A 16,252-nucleotide genomic window follows, 5' to 3' on the forward strand; every position below is an offset into this window, starting at 1 on the left:
GGCACTGATTAGGCCTCCCAATAGCGCCATTTCCAAGCAGATAAAAGCTGACAATTGATTTTTGATCTTCATCGCATACACGGCATTTCATAGCTGTTCAGAAATCAAAATGAGTACTCGCAAGACAGCGTAGACGAAGCATGTAGCTTGTCTTCTGGCTCAAGAAAAACTCATTGCCTTCAAGTCAGTCTATTTCTTTAGATTGTTCTGAATAAGATCTTGGACTTCGCCCCCAAGGCATTCAAGATCGCGTATATATCTTTCTATACATGAGCTACCGTCTCTGCCGTATGCCATATCTAACTGATCTTTGATCATTTCTAAATATAGCCTGGCTCGATTGAGCTTAACTTTAATTCCAGAATGGTAGTCATCCCAAGATAATGGAGCTCTTATTGGGGCGATTTCTTGCCAGGCAGAATAAACGGACAAGTCGATTTCAGCCGTTTTTTCCCCGGTCACAGAAAATCCCCAATTTCTCACGCAGTACTCAGCCACGTAGGGATCGTTGAACGTAATTTTTTGTATCGCTCTACCATCTTGGAATAGTTTGGGAAGGATCGTTATCTTCATCGCCCTAGAGAGATGACCTTGACGGCGATAAGCTGGCTTCACAAAAGCATGGAGATCGTATTCAAAATCTTCTATAGCAGCGACATAAAGGCCTTCATCATTTTTGATAAAGAAGAATTCGCGAACGCCTTCAAATCCGGCTACGCCTTGAGGCTCATTTAGCCAAACTTTAGCCCTATCCACGGCGCGCGAGAGGCTGGCTAGGAATATGCGATCACCTAACCTTTGCGCGTTCAACTCGTCTATAAGGTTCTCAATCTGGTCATTAGTCATGGCTTGCGACCCATTTTCATTATGTGGATTTACTCCACTCTCATAGACATCTGATTGAGTAAGCATTAAACGTATTATCGAAAGCGACGCGGCCTTTCTATCGTTCGCATTGCGTGATTGCCTGAAAGAATTAGGCCGTGCTCACCAACATAGCTCTCTGGCCATCGTGGATGAGTAGTTGGCCGAAGAGGGATGTGCAAATCAATCTCAGCATCCATAGGAAGGTCGCTGTACACACTCATTTCAGGCAAATCCAAAGCGATCCCTTCTTCTTGATTAACAAAGAGGAACGCTAGTGGGAAAAATTTCATGACCCAGCCGACAAAAATGGATCCAGAGCCAATCATGGGAGTAAATCCAAAGCCTCTCACAATAATTTGTGGCTTATAGGGATAGAACCAGTAATAAAGTTTAAGCCCAGCTGGCAGCTGCCCCTTGCCCGAAAGAAACCAGTGACTTAACTCTTCGTATCCGCTCCACTGTCCATAACCATTCACTGTCGCTGCCGCTAGATGCCCATAAATAGAGCGCATGATTTTTTGCGGTTGCCCCGGAATAGCCATATTCCGGGGAAGTGAATCTTGAAACATCGCCAGCCTTGCTACTTGCGTCGAGAATTTGATCAACGCAGGATCGTACAAGCCACCTAACAGCGCATTATTGCAATGTGCGCATAGTGACCTGAACCTTACGCCGTTGTTTGTTTTATATTTGCGAGGCAGAGGTTCAGCGCTCAGCGCCTGATGCAGGTGTTGTACCTCCATGGCTGTCGGACGATAACAACCTTTAGGTGGAGTGTGATCCTCCGTTAGCTTCCCAAACTCGCCGCAGATATTGCACTGTCCGGCAGACGCTCCGCGGAATACTAATGGGGTGACCATGTTTCCTCGAATATTTAGTGGCCTGGCAATGTATTTGCCGGTCTATCGCCAATCGCAGCGGCATTCGCTGCGTGACACGTCTTGGATTATTTAGGCCCACCCGCTAAGTACCATTTCGAAAAATGCACCAAATTAGTTTGACACGCGACTAGAACCTCTTCGATGGCAACCCAATCGAGCCGTCGGTGACCACGTTCATAATCACTCACGTAGCTTTGATGGCGTTTCAATTTATCCGCTAGCTCGACTTGAGTTAAGCCGGCATCAAGCCGCACTTGCTTGATTGTCGTGCGAAATCTTTCCCGCTGCTTATTGTAGAGCTGCTTCCCCATACAGCAACCCTAATATCTGTTTTACAGATATCTAAAATCCAGATATTCTGAAAAATCGAAAAAGGAGATTTTTGTGGGAAATATGCTGCTAATGGCTTGGGGAGCCATATTCTTTTTGGCTTGCGCAAACATAGCTCATGGGAAAGGTCGTGATGCAGCCTTATGGGGTTTGGCAGGCGCACTACTAAGCATCGCGACTTTGCTAGTCCTTTTATTGCTACCTGATCGAGAAGAACAGATTGAGCGCAATCAAATATCCAGCGGAGAGATGAAGCGCTGCAATAAATGCACAGAACTCGTTATGTCTAACGCCACGAGATGTAGGCATTGTGGTAATTCGCTTACAGAGCAGACGATGCCAGTTAACGGGCTAATTAAAAAAGCTCACTGGCTGCCCAATTGGATCGGTTCATGTCGAGTAGCAATTTCCGCTGTAATTTCGGCAACGTTTTTTCTTGTCCTCATTGTCCTGAGCGGTCCGAAGCCTCCAGCTATTGAGCCATCCATAAGTCGCGCTGCGCAAAATCAAGCATCAGATCCAGCGCCAACAGCAACCTCACCTTCTGTCTCATCAGTGTCCAGTGCGGCGATTGAGCAACCCAATCAGGATCTTGATCAAGAGCGATGCGTACAGATGCTGACGCTCGGCAAAGGTATCGCTAAAAATGTTGCGGCGGGATATCCCATCAAGCTTTCCCTTGATGCCATCACTGATGAGCCTGATTTGGCGAAAAAGATTTACCCCGCACTGTCGGCTGCCGACATGGAGGCTACAGTGTTGGCAATGTATTCAAAGGAGGATGCCGCATCAGCGTATGCTCTGATTGCTCTTGAATGTCGAGATGGCATCCTTTCGAGGGCAACCTTAAATAACGTAAAAGCTAGTACTGGACCTACTGAGCAATTTTTTGCCTGGAAGGTCGACAATGTAGTTTGGGGAATTGCTGCTCACCCCGAGCACGGCGTATATCTCTTAATTAATAACGCTTCCAAACATGTCGTGTCTGCGGATTTTCATGATTTCGCATTCGCTCTGGCAAACGGAAAAATACTAGCGCCATGCTGCGGGTATGAAAGGGGCTCCCTCGGATTTGCCACTACCCTTATTGAGCCGATCTCTGTTCCCAGCGGCGGAGCTAAGGCCTATTCACTCGCTCAAAATGCGCAGCAAGTAATCCAGCGTGGTTCTTACATGCGAATGAATCAGCAGATTATTTCAATTGCCTTTAAAGACACTGCCCTTTGCCAGCTTAAAACCCGTCAAGAATTCGACGACGCTACTGCGGATGGGATCATGCCGTCATATTGCAAGATGAACTAGGCCATTCAAAAAAGACCGAACCATTGGGGAGAAGGATATGCGCGTTGCTGGATATATTGGCCTTGGTGCTATTTATGTGTTTTTGTCGGCAGCAATGCTCAAATTGTTATTCTGGACGCCGCGATCACCTGTGCCGGTTTCGCCAGTAGTAGCTCAAGCCCAATCTGCGGTGAGCCCCGTGCAGACTATCGAACAGCCTACCGAATCAGATGATGAGTTCAGGGCCAAGCGTTGCTCTGAAATGCTCGCTATTGGAAAGAACATATCCAAATCCATGGAGAATGGTTTTTCGATTACAGATGCCTATCAGGGCTATAAAGCAGGTGAAGATCTTCTTCCATATAAGTTTCCGCATCTCAACGGCGAAGATGTTAAAGCGGTGATCGTGACAATGTATTGGTATGACGCGAGCGATCCCGGAACTGATCGTGGCCTCAAGGAAATAGAGAATCGGTGCTTTAAAGGGGAGCTTTCAAGGGAAGGGATCAAGAAGCTCCTGAAACAGAAAGATGAGAGTGACAATGTCACGCCGCAAGCGGAAGGCGCTAGATGACGGGAGAATCCAACTGCAAATGTTTAACCGACGGGCCGCAGCGAGATTGGTCTACAGAAGATCTAGGAGAAACCAAATCCTACGGCGAGGTGTGCTTGCGGACGTGCTCAATTTGCGGCAGTCGCTGGCTTAGCTATTTCTACGAGCATGAAGCGTTCACTGCTAGTGACCGCTCCTATATCGGCTATCTCGGCTCTCTCTCAGCACCAAATCCAGACGATGCAATCGCGTTGATGCGCATGCTCGAACCTAGATTCATCTGGGACAAGAAAAAAGTTCGATGGGTGAAGAACTCTGGAGCCGTTATAGATGGGCTTTGATTTTCTCAGCCCTTCCCAAGGTGGAAATTCCATGAGTGATTCCCAGTAGTTAGATGCTTTCCAACTACTGTTGAAGTATTCAAGCAATCATTCCAAATATTTGGAAGGGCCTTGGGAGGGCCTTGGAAGGGCCTTGTTAGAGTATTCCATGACCCTTCGAAGGGTCATGGAAGGGTCTAACACGAAAGACTTTCTAACGGCTTCCCGAAGGATGGACTAAGACCTTCGCCATGATCTTTCTCTAAACACCCTTTTCAAGAGTCCCCCACCCACGCAGGGCAGGCAGGTGCCAGAAACAGACTGTTAGTTTTGATGTGAGTCGGTTCTTGAAACGGGGGCGTGACCACGGAGGTATACAATCCCATGAACGGTCAACGCGCCAATTTGCGATTGATCTGCGGATACTGCCAATTTTGGGTTTCGTAATGGATAGTGCGCTCTGCTCGCAATGCTCGACCGACAAGTTCTTGGCTTCGATCATCGATGCACAAGGCGAACTGATCGAGTGCTCGATTTGCAGCAAAGACGTCAACAAAGCGATGTCTGTCGAGGACCTCGGCAAACTCATCGAGCCGATCCTTCGGGAACACTTCGAACCGGGCGACATCGTCCACAGAATCGGTGAAGGTGACGACGACCGCGTGTATGACGACCAGCAGGGCGATGACATGGCATTCATCGTCCAATCCGTCATCGGCGACAACTATCCGTTCGAGGACGAACTCGTTGACGCGGTCTGCGCCGCCGAGGACTGCGACCCTCGTAGCGGTGACGAATGCTTTTGGGACTCGACGACGAACTACGTCGAAACTCGCACAGCAATCGCACCGTTGGAAAAGCACTGGCACCCGACTCTTGCCGAGCTGAAAACTACACGCCGCTTCTACAGCCCGCTCGCCAAGAAGCTTTTCGACGCGCTGTTCGCCGACGTTGAGACGCTGTACTGCTACGAGAGAAGCAGCTCGTCGTTAAAAGCCGCCAAAGTGCCAGTCGTCCGAATCATCCCCAAAGGTCGACGCTTGTATCGAGCCCGCATCTGCTTGAGCACAGAGATGCTCCAGCAAATCGCCGACGACCCGCTCACCCATGTCGGTCCTCCACCGGCGGCGGCCACGCGCGCCGGGCGAATGAACGCCGAAGGAATCACCGTTCTTTATACCTCACTGAACCGAGCAACAGCGGTCGCAGAACTCCGCCCGGCTATCGGTAATGACGTGGTGTCTATTCGCCTAAAGACCACGCGGCAGCTTCGCCTGCTCGATTTTGGACGATTTGAGAAAGCGAGGCCCAGAAAGCAACTTAGCTACTTCCAGCCAGATTTCAATGCCCAAATTGAGATGTCGGCTCTGTCCAAGCGCCTTCACAAACTCATCTCCATGCCGATCGTGCCCGGAAAGGAAAGCGACTACCTCATCACTCAAAACATGGCCGAATACCTTGCTCATGTTCATCCTTTGCGCTTCGACGGCGTCATTTTTCAGTCCGCCCAGAAGTTGGGAGGCATCAACGCGGTGATCTTCTCAGACGATGAGTATTTTTTGCCGGCCAGCGAGGCATTCAGAGTCGCGTACGTCAAAGACTCTTTGAAAATGCAGCGAGTAGGTAGCGTGTCGTATCGATTGACGCCAATAGCGCTGGCGAAGACCCGCAAGGGCAAGGTCCATGTACTGGAAGTGTTGGGCGAGGACGACGAGTCGATCGATATCGATCCTTCCGGGTTTTGATACAAAGTTCTTCCTTGTTCATCGCTGAGAATGTGGCTCTAGTCACGGTCCGCTTGGGCTATGTGTCGCCAGTGAATTGGCGCCAATTCTTGTCGGCCACACTTCTCAATTCACCACCAAAAAGCGGTCAGTCAGCAACGCCAGTCCGACTGAAACGCGTTGCTGGGCATTGCTTATCTGAATACCTTGACTAAGAGATTTTCATCAATCATCTCGATCGCTCGCTCGATAGTTGGAGCTGGTGCCAATTGGTTCCAGCTCCATCTATAAGTGCCGAGAATCTTGTTTTGCTCTCTGTCCCTTATTGACGCCGCGACGAGCTGGATTCGCTCTTGAATGGGTACGTAGCCAAGCGTCAGCTCGTAACGAAATCGCGAGTCACTGACGTTCTTGTAGATCACGCTTCCGGTGTTTGTGTTCTGAACGACGGTCTTCCCAGCTTCTTCGGTGTTGAGCGCCACTTCATAGCCCTTTGCTGCAAGAAGAGTCTTTAGTTCGATCGCTATCAGCAATGGATCACCTTGAAGATTAATGAATATCTGTTTAGGACCCTCTGCTGCGCCCGCGATTAGAGCCTTATTCACGCCGCAACCGGACAAGGCACCAGCTACGACCAACGGGATGAGGTAAAGCAATGACTTAATACTTCTCATTCGGAGCCCCTAACTTTCGTTGTCCTTGCCGGTGAATAGGCCGCCCGCAAAGCCAATTACCGCAAAAAAGATGTTCGCCATGAGCGAGAGATCAAGCTTCCCAGCAGCGAAGAACAGGGCGGCGATGATGACAACAACAAGGATTAGAAACGTGCTGGTCGCGAAGCGACCAAAGCCCTTTGTTTTTGTGCAGAAGAAACCGATTAGCGAGGCGAGGCCGACCACAAGTACTGCAATTAACAGCCATGACGCTACGTCCATTTAATGTCCCCCAAACGGTTGTATTGCAATACTCAACGCCTAAGTTCACCGGAAAAACCGCCGTTGCGAAGCGGAGGCGGGTTTTCCCGGTGGAACGTCTTGTTGGGCAATATGCTCACGGACAATTGATTCACAGGGTGCAGGCTAAGGCCACTACCATACTTCTGTGGAGCGTATAAATCCGCAAATGATTTCTGCTTCGCACTTTGACGCGCTGGCAGACCCACCGCTACCCCCGCCGTTATAAATACGTTTGCGAGTTTTTTCGCATGTTTTAAAAGCGTTGTCTGCCGCGAGTAAAAAAGCAGGGCCGAGTTTCTTTTCAGCGGCAGCAGCCTTTAGTGAAACTTGAAGTTGTGCAACCGTATCTTGAGCGTCTGCCCAAAAATCAGGGAAAGTAGACGTGTCACATTGCTGCGGAGTGGCTGCGCTAGTAACACCTGACATGCACAGCAATAAAACAAATAGGAGAGGTTTCATTAAGTTTCCTTCGTAGTGAACGAGCTACAGCCCATATGCCCAACTACAATTAGACCGCCTAATAGCGGTCATTAATTGCTGCTCTGCGGCGGTTTTATTCAGCGGCATCATTTTTAAAGCCGTGATTTCTTATGGTTGTGTTTGAACTATCGCCAGATTAGACCGCTAAATCAATGTCCGATTAACGCTGCAAAATATGAAGATAGATCACACATGTTCTACAAAAAAACATGCTCATTCTCATAATTTTCCAGAATTATGGGAACTCACAAATCACTCCTCAGCTAGGCCCAACCGCTTGAACTGCATCGCATTTTTAGGGGCATTCGTAGGGGAATGTTTATTTTTATAATTAAATTTAATCAATATAATTAGGTAATTAAATATTTAATTAGAAGCCCCCCTTAGCACCAATTGTAATGGATGAGCCCCGGCAAACCCGGGGCTTATCTGTTTTATGTACAGGAAGTACGGTATGCAGCGGGCGCATGGACGCGCAGGAGCTGCAACTGGCGTTCAAGTATCTACGGATAAAAAGCATTCAAAACAAAAAGGGCGACCCGAGGGCCGCCCTTTTTGCTTATGCGTGAAGCTTAGATCTTGAAGTCGTAACGCACGCCAACGTGTGAGCCATAAACGCGCGATTCGCTGTCTTGGTGATAGACCATGAAGCCGCCACCGAGACGGAGGTCAGGCATCCAGTCGCCGAGCAATGGGCGCAGCGGCACTTCAATGTTCGCGCCATAAGACGCGCCGTTGAGGCTGAGTTCTTTGCCGTCGTGCTCAAGCTTGGTACGGGCGTAACCGACCAGCGCAGCGATTTCGACCACATCGAACAGCGTGCCGGTTGGGACGATGTACAGCGCCATACTGTTTTTGACGCCCATGCTGTCTGGCTTGTCGTCGCTGCCCGCCTTAAAGCCGTAGTGCGCTTCAAGACCTACGACATCAAAGAAGCGGGCGCCGAAGCGAACGTCGTGGAACTTGCCGTGCAGGTTATCGGTGCTGAACTGATTGGCTGGGTTCGGCGTCGGTGGTGAGCTTGGGCTGGACGCGAGGAAGTTAGCCAGCACGTAGTTGTAGCCGGCATAAAGCTGCCAAGGCTTGCGCTCTTCAGCGGCGGGTTCTTCTGCTGGCGTTTCAGAAGCAGCGGCTTCGGTGGAGCCGTCGGTTGCAGCTGCAGCGTCAGCCGGAGCTCCTTCCGCAGGGGCGCTGCCATCGGTCAGAGCAGCGGCGTCAGCTGGGGCACTTTCTGCTGCTGCGGTATCGGTTGCAGCAGCATCTGCTGGAGCGGCTTCTGCGCTGGCATCAGCTGGGGCAGCTTCAGTTGCTGCGGCGTCTGTTGGTGCAGCTTCAGCAGGAGCAGCGTCGGCGGCAGTTGCATCAGCAGCGGGCGCGGCTTCTGCTTGAGCTTCTTCAGTTGGGGCGGCTGCGGTATCAGTTGGTGCTGCATCCGCTGGCGCAGCGTCGACAGGTGCGGCTTCTTCAGCGGCGGGGGCAGCGGCAGCTTCATCCTGCGCATAGACCGGCAATACGACGAACATACTTAAGAGTAGTGTGCCCAGCTTTTTCATATCTCTCCCCGTCTCTATTTATTTAGTACGAATGTAACGGCTGCCGAATATTCACCGATTTCCCTCTCTAAATCCAGACGCCGTACCGGGCACTGCGCGCTCGCTGTCTGCGATGTTTCCACGCACAATGCGCGCTCAAACCCGGATTGACCAACACCGATGAAATTCTGCAGCGCCTGTGGACAAGGAGTGGAACTGAAGATCCCGCCTGGCGATCACCTGCCCCGCCATGTCTGCACGCAATGCGGCGAGATTCACTATTTCAACCCGAAAGTAATCGCAGGCTGCATCCCGGAGTGGGAAGACGGACGCATTTTGATGTGCAAGCGCAATATCGAGCCGCGCTTGGGCAAATGGACTTTCCCTGCCGGCTTTCTGGAGCTTAACGAGACCAGTGGCCAAGGCGCCGCGCGCGAGGCCAAAGAGGAATCACAGGCGGAAGTCGAGATTACCGGCCTGCTGTCCGTCATTAATGTCCCCTATGTGAGCCAAATTTATGTAGTTCATCGTGCGCGGCTATTGCGCCCGGAGTTTGGCCCGACCAACGAAAGCGCGGAAGTCCGGCTGATGCGCGAGGACGAAATCCCCTGGGATGAGATTGCTTTCCCGACGATTTTTCACAGTCTCAAGTTCTTTTTTGCTGACCGGGCACAGGGCATTCAGGGCTTTCATGAGCTTGATCTGACCAAACGCCTGCTCCGACCGGAGTAAGCCTGAAAGGCCCAAAGGCCTTATCAATAGCGTTCTAATGCGTTGCGACCTGACGGAAGCGCGCTAAACCATTACAATCCGCGCCGGATTTTGGGTTAAGGCCTTAGAGGAACACCATGACGTTTGTCGTCACCGAAAACTGCATCAAGTGCAAATACACCGACTGCGTCGAAGTTTGCCCCGTGGATTGCTTTCACGAAGGCCCGAACTTCCTCGTGATTGACCCCGAAGAGTGCATCGACTGCACCCTGTGCGAGCCCGAGTGCCCGGCGAAGGCGATTTTTGCCGAAGACGATTTGCCCGCTGATCAGGCCAATTTCAAAGGCCTGAACGCGGAACTGACCAAAATTTGGCCAGTCATCACCGAAAAGAAAGAACAGCCTGCCGATGCCACCTCTTGGGATGGCAAGCCGGGCAAGCTGGCGCAGCTCGAACGTTAAACATTGCAGCACATGGGCCGTTCATGTTGAGCTTGCGCGCTCATGAACGGCTCAGTCTCTCCTCCGCTCGCGCCTAAACTGGCGCTGATCCCCGCCCACGCCGATCCTTTGGCTTGGGCCGCAGAGACACTGGCGCAAGCCTATCGCTCACAACTTCCTGATCTCAGCTCGCTCACGTTGCTGCTGCCTGCTGCTGCGCAGATTTCGCGATTGCGTCGTCAACTCACGCAACATTGCGGCGCATTGTTGGGTCCGCGCATCACCACGCTCTCGGGTTTTGCGGCGCAAACCAAAAACACATCGACGCTTTCCGCACTCGACTGCAAATTGATTCTCGCCGAAGCACTGCGTGCCTATCCCGGCGCATTTCCCGGACAAGATCCCGCAACAGTCGCAGAAGCATTGTTCGGCCTATTTGAAGAACTCTCTGCTAACACGCCAGATTTGGCAGAAGACGAAGCGCGCTTTCTTGCGCGCATCGAGCGCGGATATGGAGCGAAGTTAGCGCAGGCGTCCGCGGAAGCAAAAAATATTCATGTGCTGTGGGCCGCATATCTGCGCGACACCGCAGGTCGCAGCCCAGCAGTGGCGTACACGCGGCAATTACAAGAGGCGCTAAGCACTCTCAAACCCAATGAACGTGTAGTGCTGATTGGCTTCGATGATTTCAGTGCCAGCGAAAAAACTTTATTGCGAGATGCCCTGAGCGGCGAGCAAGTTTGCGTCTGGCTGCAAGGCCCGCTCACGGGTCGTGGCCGTGCTTCCGTTGCGCAAGTTGCAAAAGATTTAGGCGGCGATGCTGTCAGCGTTGATCTCGGCGATGACGACTGCGCACGCGCATTCGACGACAGCGGCACACCATTACTGCAACGCATCTCATCAACAAGCTCTACACGCATTCAACTCGCTGCTGCCACGCAAGCTGAGCATGAAGCGCGCATGGTTGATCTAGCAGTGCGTCGCACTCTGCTGGAGCGTCCTTGCGATATCACCGTCGTCACACAAGATCGCGCACTTGCTCGTCGCCTGCGTGCGCTGCTTGAACGTGCAGGCATTCCGCTGCGCGATGAAGCCGGCTGGGCGCTCTCCACCAGTTCTGCTGCAGCAAGTCTTGGTCATTGGCTGGATTGCTGCGATCGCGACTTCCCTTTCCGCGCGCTGCTCGATCTACTCAAGTCTGGTTTCTATGACAGCGCTGCGCCTGAAGCAATCGACCAGTTAGAACTCGCGATCTACGCAGGAAAAATCTCTGGTGGCATTGAACGTTTACGCAAACACGCAGATGTGCCGAAAGAACTCTTGAGCCCACTGGACTCCGCTGCGCGCTTGCTGCCGCCTGTGCACGGCCCGGCGCGCAACGGCGCAGATTGGAGTCAGATGCTGATTCAAAGTCTGCAAGCTTTGCCACTGTGGCGCACATGGCAGAGCGATGCGGCAGGTGCAGTACTGATTCGCCAGTTGGAAGAACTGCACGCCGTGCTGCAACGTCAGAAACCCCGCTTAAGCTGGAACGAATTCCGTTCCATACTTGAGCGCGCGCTCGAAAGCGCGAGCTTTATTCCAAACCCTATTGATAGTCCCGTGCGCCTGCTCACACCGGAACAAGCACAAGGCCTTCGTTGCGACGTGCTGATTTTTGCTGGCGCTAGCGCTGCACAATTTCCCGGCAAGCCCAGCGCACAGCCCGTGTTCAATCACAGCGTTCGTGCTGAGTTAGGCCTGCCGCATTGGATCGCTAAACTTGAACAGCAACTCGGGCGCTTCCGCAGCCTGATCCACGCCGCGCCGCAAGTGCTCATCACTTACGCCGCAGATCAGGAAGATGAATCTGCAGAAGTTTGTCCTTGGGCCGAAGCGTTGCAGGTGACAGGACTCGCAAGCGTCGACACCGCATTGCCACTGCTTGCAGCAAGCAAAGCGATTGAAGTCTCGACACCAACAACGTTGCCAACGCCTCACACCGCACCACGTCCGGCATTGCCACTGTCGCTGCTCACAAAGTCTTTGAGCGCAAGCGCGCATCAGACTTTGATTGATTGCCCGTATAAGTTTTTCGCCAGCAGTGGTTTGGGACTTAAGAAGGCACGAGAGCCCGACGAGCCCGTAAGCCGTCGTGATTTCGGCGAACGTGTGCACAACATCCTGCAAGCCTTCCATCAGCAGCGGCCCGGGATGCCAGCTGCATTCTCTGGAAAAATCACCGCTGATCGACGCGATGAAATTGAGCACGCGCTGCGTGTCATCACTTATGCCGTGTTGGCAGACGACCTACGCAATCGCGCTTTGGCGCAAGTCTGGCTGGTTGAAATCAACACACTGATTCCAGAACTCGCCAATTGGATGATCGTGCGCAGCGCGCAATGGCCGAAGGTTGAATCAGAAGCGGATAAACATCTGAAGCTAGATGCTGAGCTGACGATGAAAGGACGCATTGATCGCCTGGAGAACAATGACAATGGTGTCCATACGGCTTACAGCGTAGTCGACTACAAGACTGGCGCCTTCCCCAAAAAAGAAGATGTGCTCAACGGTGAATCCGTACAAACCACGCACTACGCTTTGCTGACTGAACCCTGCGCCAGCGTTGAATATCTGGTTCTCGAACGCGACAAAAATTCACCCAAACCCATTGAAGGCGAAGACCTCAGCATCGCAAGCGCTGGCGTGTTGGATCGCCTTCAAGATGTCTTCGCTGCTCTGCGCAAAGCTGCGCCCTTGCCCGCACATGGCGATGCCCTGACCTGCTCGCGCTGCGATTTCCGTGGACTCTGCCGCGTCGATACGTGGGCGGAGGAGCGCGCATGAATCAGGCACTCAATCCCGCACGCAGCGTTAGCGTCTCGGCCTCTGCAGGCAGTGGCAAGACTTGGCTGCTGACGGCACGCATCACACGCTTGCTGCTTGAAGGCCATGCGCCCGATGGCATTCTCGCGCTCACCTTCACACGCAAGGCCGCAGCAGAAATGCGCCATCGTGTTGAAGAACGTTTACGTCAACTTGCGCTCGCAGACGATGCTGCGCTCGACGCTTCACTCGCCGAGCTTGATCTCCAAGCCAACGACGCCATTCGTCAACGCGCGCGCGGTCTCTACGAGCAACTGCTGTTTCATCCGTGGCCACTGCGCGCCACCACCCTGCACGCCTTCTGTCAGGATTTGGTAGCACGCTTCCCGCAGGAAGTTGGTATTGCACCCGGTTTTGAAGTCAGCGAGAACGAACAAGCATTGCTGGAAGCCGCATGGAGCGGATTACAGAAAAAACTTTTGGCCGCGCCACAAAGCGCGCCCGGCCTCGCACTGAAGAAACTGATCGACGAAGGCGAAACCGAATGGAGCCTGCGCAATATCATTGTGGAGTTCCTCAAGCGTCGCGCAGAGTGGTGGAGCTATACCGACGGTCAAGATGACGCGCTGGGATTTGCGATCAATCATCTCCGCGATCAACTGGACATCGTCAGCGACGATCCGCACAGCGCGTTGCAAGTCCCATCGTTTGAACAGTCGCTTGGCGATTTCAGTCGCGGGCTCGGCGCCGTCGGCAAGATTGGTCAATATGTTCGCGCTGATGGATTGTTGCCAGCGCTCGAACAATCAGGCGATCTGCGTTATCAAACGCTGATCGCCGGACTCTTCACCCAGAAGCTCACACCCTACGGTTTCAAGCCTTCGCAGGTCGCGCTGAAAACATTGGGATCATCGGCCGATCGTTTTATTCAGGCGCATGGCGAAGTTGTTGCAGTCGTACAGCGCGTCATTGATCAGCTTGCGCGCTTGTACACCTTGCGCCGTACAGAATCCGCGCTAATCCTGGGCACTGCTGCGCTGTCTGAACTCAAAGACGAATTCCGTGCGCGCAACCGCATCGGCTTCACTGATCTGGAGTGGTACGCCAGCAAATTGCTACGCGATCCGGATGCAGGAAATTGGGTGCAGTTCAAACTCGATCAACGCATTGATCATCTGCTGCTCGATGAATTCCAAGACACCAGCCCAACACAATGGCAGCTCTTATTACCACTGCTTGAAGAAATGGCCGCAGGTAATTCAGAGCGTGCACGCAGTCTGTTTATCGTGGGCGATATCAAACAGAGCATCTACGGCTTCCGTCGCGCCAATCCGGATTTGTTGCCGCAGGCCGCTGCGTGGATGCAGGAACATTTGGACGCGCATCAGGAAACGCTTTCACTCTCGCGTCGCTCTTCTCCGGCAATCATCAACTGGGTTAATGCGCTATTCACGCCGCCGGATCTGATTCCAAACTTTCCCGTTCACGGCACGGCTCGTAGCGGCTGGGGTCGCGTCGAACTCGCACCACTGGTTGCGCCTGATATCAAGGATGGCGACGAGCCTGAACCCTTCCGCAATCCGCTGACCACGCCACGTCCTGATCCGGAAAATACGCGCGCACTACGCGAAGGACATTTGATCGCAGCACGCATCCGTAAGCTGGTTGACGCACGCTGGGAAATCGAAGGGCGCGCACTGTCTTATGGCGATGTGCTGATCCTCACGCGCAAGCGCACACATCTGCGTGCGCTGGAACAGGCACTGACTGAAGCGGATATTCCTTTCATCGGCGCTGCACGTGGCACCCTACTGAAAACAGCCGAGGCCGGTGATCTTGCTGCGCTGCTGAGATTCTTGCTCTCACCTGTGCGTGATCTGGAGCTAGCGCACGTTCTGCGCTCGCCAATGTTCTCTGCCAGCAATGATGACCTGATCGAACTGGTCAGCACTGCACGCAAGAACGAACAAAACTGGCGCGCAGCACTTCAGCAAACAACAACGAGCGTTGCATTACAACGCGCTCAGACTCTGCTTGAACAATGGCTCGCATTGTCGCGCCAATTGCCTGTGCACGATTTGCTGGATCGCATCTATAACGAAGGCGATGTGGCTGCGCGTTACGAAGCCGCACTGCCTGCCGCACAAGGTGTGCGTGTGCGCGGCAATCTCAATGCGCTGCTTCAGATGGCACTAGAAACAGATAGCGGTCGTTACCCTTCGCTGTCGCGCTTCCTCCAAGAATTAGCGCAGCTTGAACGCAGCAGTGAAGCACCAGACGAAACACCGCCTCATGCCGCGAACAACCAAGTCCGCATCCTGACGGTGCACGGAGCAAAAGGTTTGGAAGCACCTGCAGTGTTCATGGCGCAAACCGGCAATGGCAATAGCAGTAACAAGGATGCCGGCTGGGTGGTTGAATGGCCTTCGAACGAACCGCGTCCGACCTGCTTTGTTCTGGCTGCCAACAAAGATAATCGTGATGCGTTCTCGCAATCACTGATCGACGCTCGCAAGCAACGCGAAGCTCTTGAAGATATGAATCTGCTCTATGTGGCAGCGACACGCGCGCGTCAGTTCTTGCATCTCTCTGGCTTTGCACCAAGCAAAGCAGACAAAGAACGTAGCTGGCACGAACACGCGACGAATGCCTTTATGCAGATGGGCGTGGATGTCGGTGACGACGACAGTTACGTCTTTGCAGATGGCGTACCTACTATCGTCAATGGCGAAGCAAGCAAGGCTGATGAAGTTCTTGACGATCCACGCCTGCGTCAGCCGATCAAACTTTCAATCAGCAAAACACATCGCCCCAGTGCGAATGGTGAAGAGCACGACAGCGCCGCGATCTTGCGTGGCCACGCAGTGCATTACTTGCTGCAACAGCTGAGCGAATCCGATGCAGATACGAAGACGGCTCTGCGCGGTCGACTTGAAGCCGCGATCGGCAGCAGCGTGCGTGACGCCGACTTCGCGACGTGGCTTGCAGAAGCACAGGCCGTCATCGCCGCACCTGCGCTGCAAGCTTTCTTCGATATCAGCAAAATTCAGCGCGCATGGAACGAAGTGCCGATCAGCCACGGCGAGCTTCATGGCGTGATTGACCGTCTCGTCGATGATGGCGAAACGCTCTGGGTGCTCGACTACAAAACATCGCGCGGCGGTGAGGATGAGGCACTACTCACTCGCTATCGCGACCAGCTACTGGCCTATCGCGAAGGCGTGATGCGCTTATGGCCGGGTCGCCCGGTACGAATAGGGCTGCTACTCACCCACGCTACGCGCTGGCTAGAGTTGAGCTGAGCACTACCCACAAAGCCTAAAAATCTTGTCTACAGCCCGAGTTAGGGTACGGGCCGCGAATATGCCAAAA

14 protein-coding genes are annotated in these 16,252 nt (G+C 53.0%); 7 read left to right on the forward strand and 7 right to left on the reverse strand.

The features are described from left to right. Window positions 1–189: 189 nt before the first annotated feature. From CJD38_RS07100 to CJD38_RS07110, 3 genes are all read right to left on the reverse strand, one after another. Window positions 190–846, reverse strand: coding sequence for a hypothetical protein (locus CJD38_RS07100; RefSeq protein WP_146165940.1), 657 nt, complete (start codon window positions 844–846; stop codon window positions 190–192). 74 nt (window positions 847–920) lie between these two features. Continuing rightward, window positions 921–1,727 carry a hypothetical protein gene (locus CJD38_RS07105; RefSeq protein ID WP_107939601.1) on the reverse strand — a complete coding sequence of 269 codons (807 nt, stop codon included), beginning with the start codon at window positions 1,725–1,727 and terminating at the stop codon, window positions 921–923. A gap of 86 nt (window positions 1,728–1,813) precedes the next feature. Further along, window positions 1,814–2,059, reverse strand: coding sequence for a helix-turn-helix domain-containing protein (locus CJD38_RS07110; protein ID WP_107939602.1), 246 nt, complete (start codon window positions 2,057–2,059; stop codon window positions 1,814–1,816). A 73-nt stretch (window positions 2,060–2,132) separates the two neighbouring features. Here CJD38_RS07110 and CJD38_RS07115 point away from each other — a divergent pair, with 73 nt between their 5' ends. From CJD38_RS07115 to CJD38_RS07130, 3 genes are all read left to right on the forward strand, one after another. After that, on the forward strand, window positions 2,133–3,380 hold the full coding sequence (locus tag CJD38_RS07115) for a hypothetical protein (RefSeq protein ID WP_146165941.1): 1,248 nt from the start codon (window positions 2,133–2,135) through the stop codon (window positions 3,378–3,380). 37 nt (window positions 3,381–3,417) lie between these two features. Continuing rightward, complete coding sequence (locus tag CJD38_RS07120; RefSeq protein WP_107939604.1) at window positions 3,418–3,933, forward strand: hypothetical protein; 516 nt, start codon at window positions 3,418–3,420, stop codon at window positions 3,931–3,933. Between the two features lie 745 nt (window positions 3,934–4,678). Further along, window positions 4,679–5,977, forward strand: coding sequence for an RES family NAD+ phosphorylase (locus CJD38_RS07130; protein WP_107939606.1), 1,299 nt, complete (start codon window positions 4,679–4,681; stop codon window positions 5,975–5,977). Window positions 5,978–6,150: 173 nt separating this feature from the next. On the opposite strand, the gene CJD38_RS07135 is transcribed toward CJD38_RS07130, so the two are convergent. From CJD38_RS07135 to CJD38_RS18535, 4 genes are all read right to left on the reverse strand, one after another. Further along, on the reverse strand, window positions 6,151–6,630 hold the full coding sequence (locus CJD38_RS07135) for a hypothetical protein (RefSeq protein ID WP_107939607.1): 480 nt from the start codon (window positions 6,628–6,630) through the stop codon (window positions 6,151–6,153). Window positions 6,631–6,639: 9 nt separating this feature from the next. Next, the gene (locus CJD38_RS07140; protein ID WP_107939608.1) at window positions 6,640–6,891 is read right to left on the reverse strand and encodes a hypothetical protein; all 252 of its coding nucleotides are present in this window, start codon (window positions 6,889–6,891) and stop codon (window positions 6,640–6,642) included. 153 nt (window positions 6,892–7,044) lie between these two features. Continuing rightward, window positions 7,045–7,371 (reverse strand): hypothetical protein, encoded by a 327-nt coding sequence (locus tag CJD38_RS07145; RefSeq protein WP_107939609.1) that lies wholly within the window; start codon window positions 7,369–7,371, stop codon window positions 7,045–7,047. Between the two features lie 593 nt (window positions 7,372–7,964). Then, window positions 7,965–8,945, reverse strand: a complete 981-nt coding sequence (locus tag CJD38_RS18535) for a hypothetical protein (protein ID WP_206362909.1) — start codon at window positions 8,943–8,945, stop codon at window positions 7,965–7,967. Between the two features lie 159 nt (window positions 8,946–9,104). Here CJD38_RS18535 and CJD38_RS07155 point away from each other — a divergent pair, with 159 nt between their 5' ends. The 4 genes from CJD38_RS07155 (at window position 9,105) to CJD38_RS07170 (ending at window position 16,182) form a co-directional block, all read left to right on the forward strand. Continuing rightward, window positions 9,105–9,656: an NUDIX hydrolase gene (locus CJD38_RS07155; protein ID WP_107939610.1), complete on the forward strand. Its 552-nt coding sequence runs from the start codon at window positions 9,105–9,107 to the stop codon at window positions 9,654–9,656. Between the two features lie 116 nt (window positions 9,657–9,772). Beyond that, window positions 9,773–10,096 carry a ferredoxin FdxA gene (gene fdxA / locus CJD38_RS07160; RefSeq protein WP_107939611.1) on the forward strand — a complete coding sequence of 108 codons (324 nt, stop codon included), beginning with the start codon at window positions 9,773–9,775 and terminating at the stop codon, window positions 10,094–10,096. A 42-nt stretch (window positions 10,097–10,138) separates the two neighbouring features. Beyond that, entirely contained in the window at window positions 10,139–12,901 is a 2,763-nt protein-coding gene (locus CJD38_RS07165) for a PD-(D/E)XK nuclease family protein (protein ID WP_107939612.1), read from the forward strand. Continuing rightward, entirely contained in the window at window positions 12,898–16,182 is a 3,285-nt protein-coding gene (locus CJD38_RS07170) for a UvrD-helicase domain-containing protein (protein ID WP_107939613.1), read from the forward strand. Before CJD38_RS07165 ends, CJD38_RS07170 begins: the two co-directional genes overlap by 4 nt. The last annotated feature ends 70 nt before the right edge of the window (window positions 16,183–16,252 follow it).

The organism is Stenotrophobium rhamnosiphilum, assembly GCF_003052265.1.
GTDB lineage: Bacteria > Pseudomonadota > Gammaproteobacteria > Nevskiales > Nevskiaceae > Stenotrophobium > Stenotrophobium rhamnosiphilum.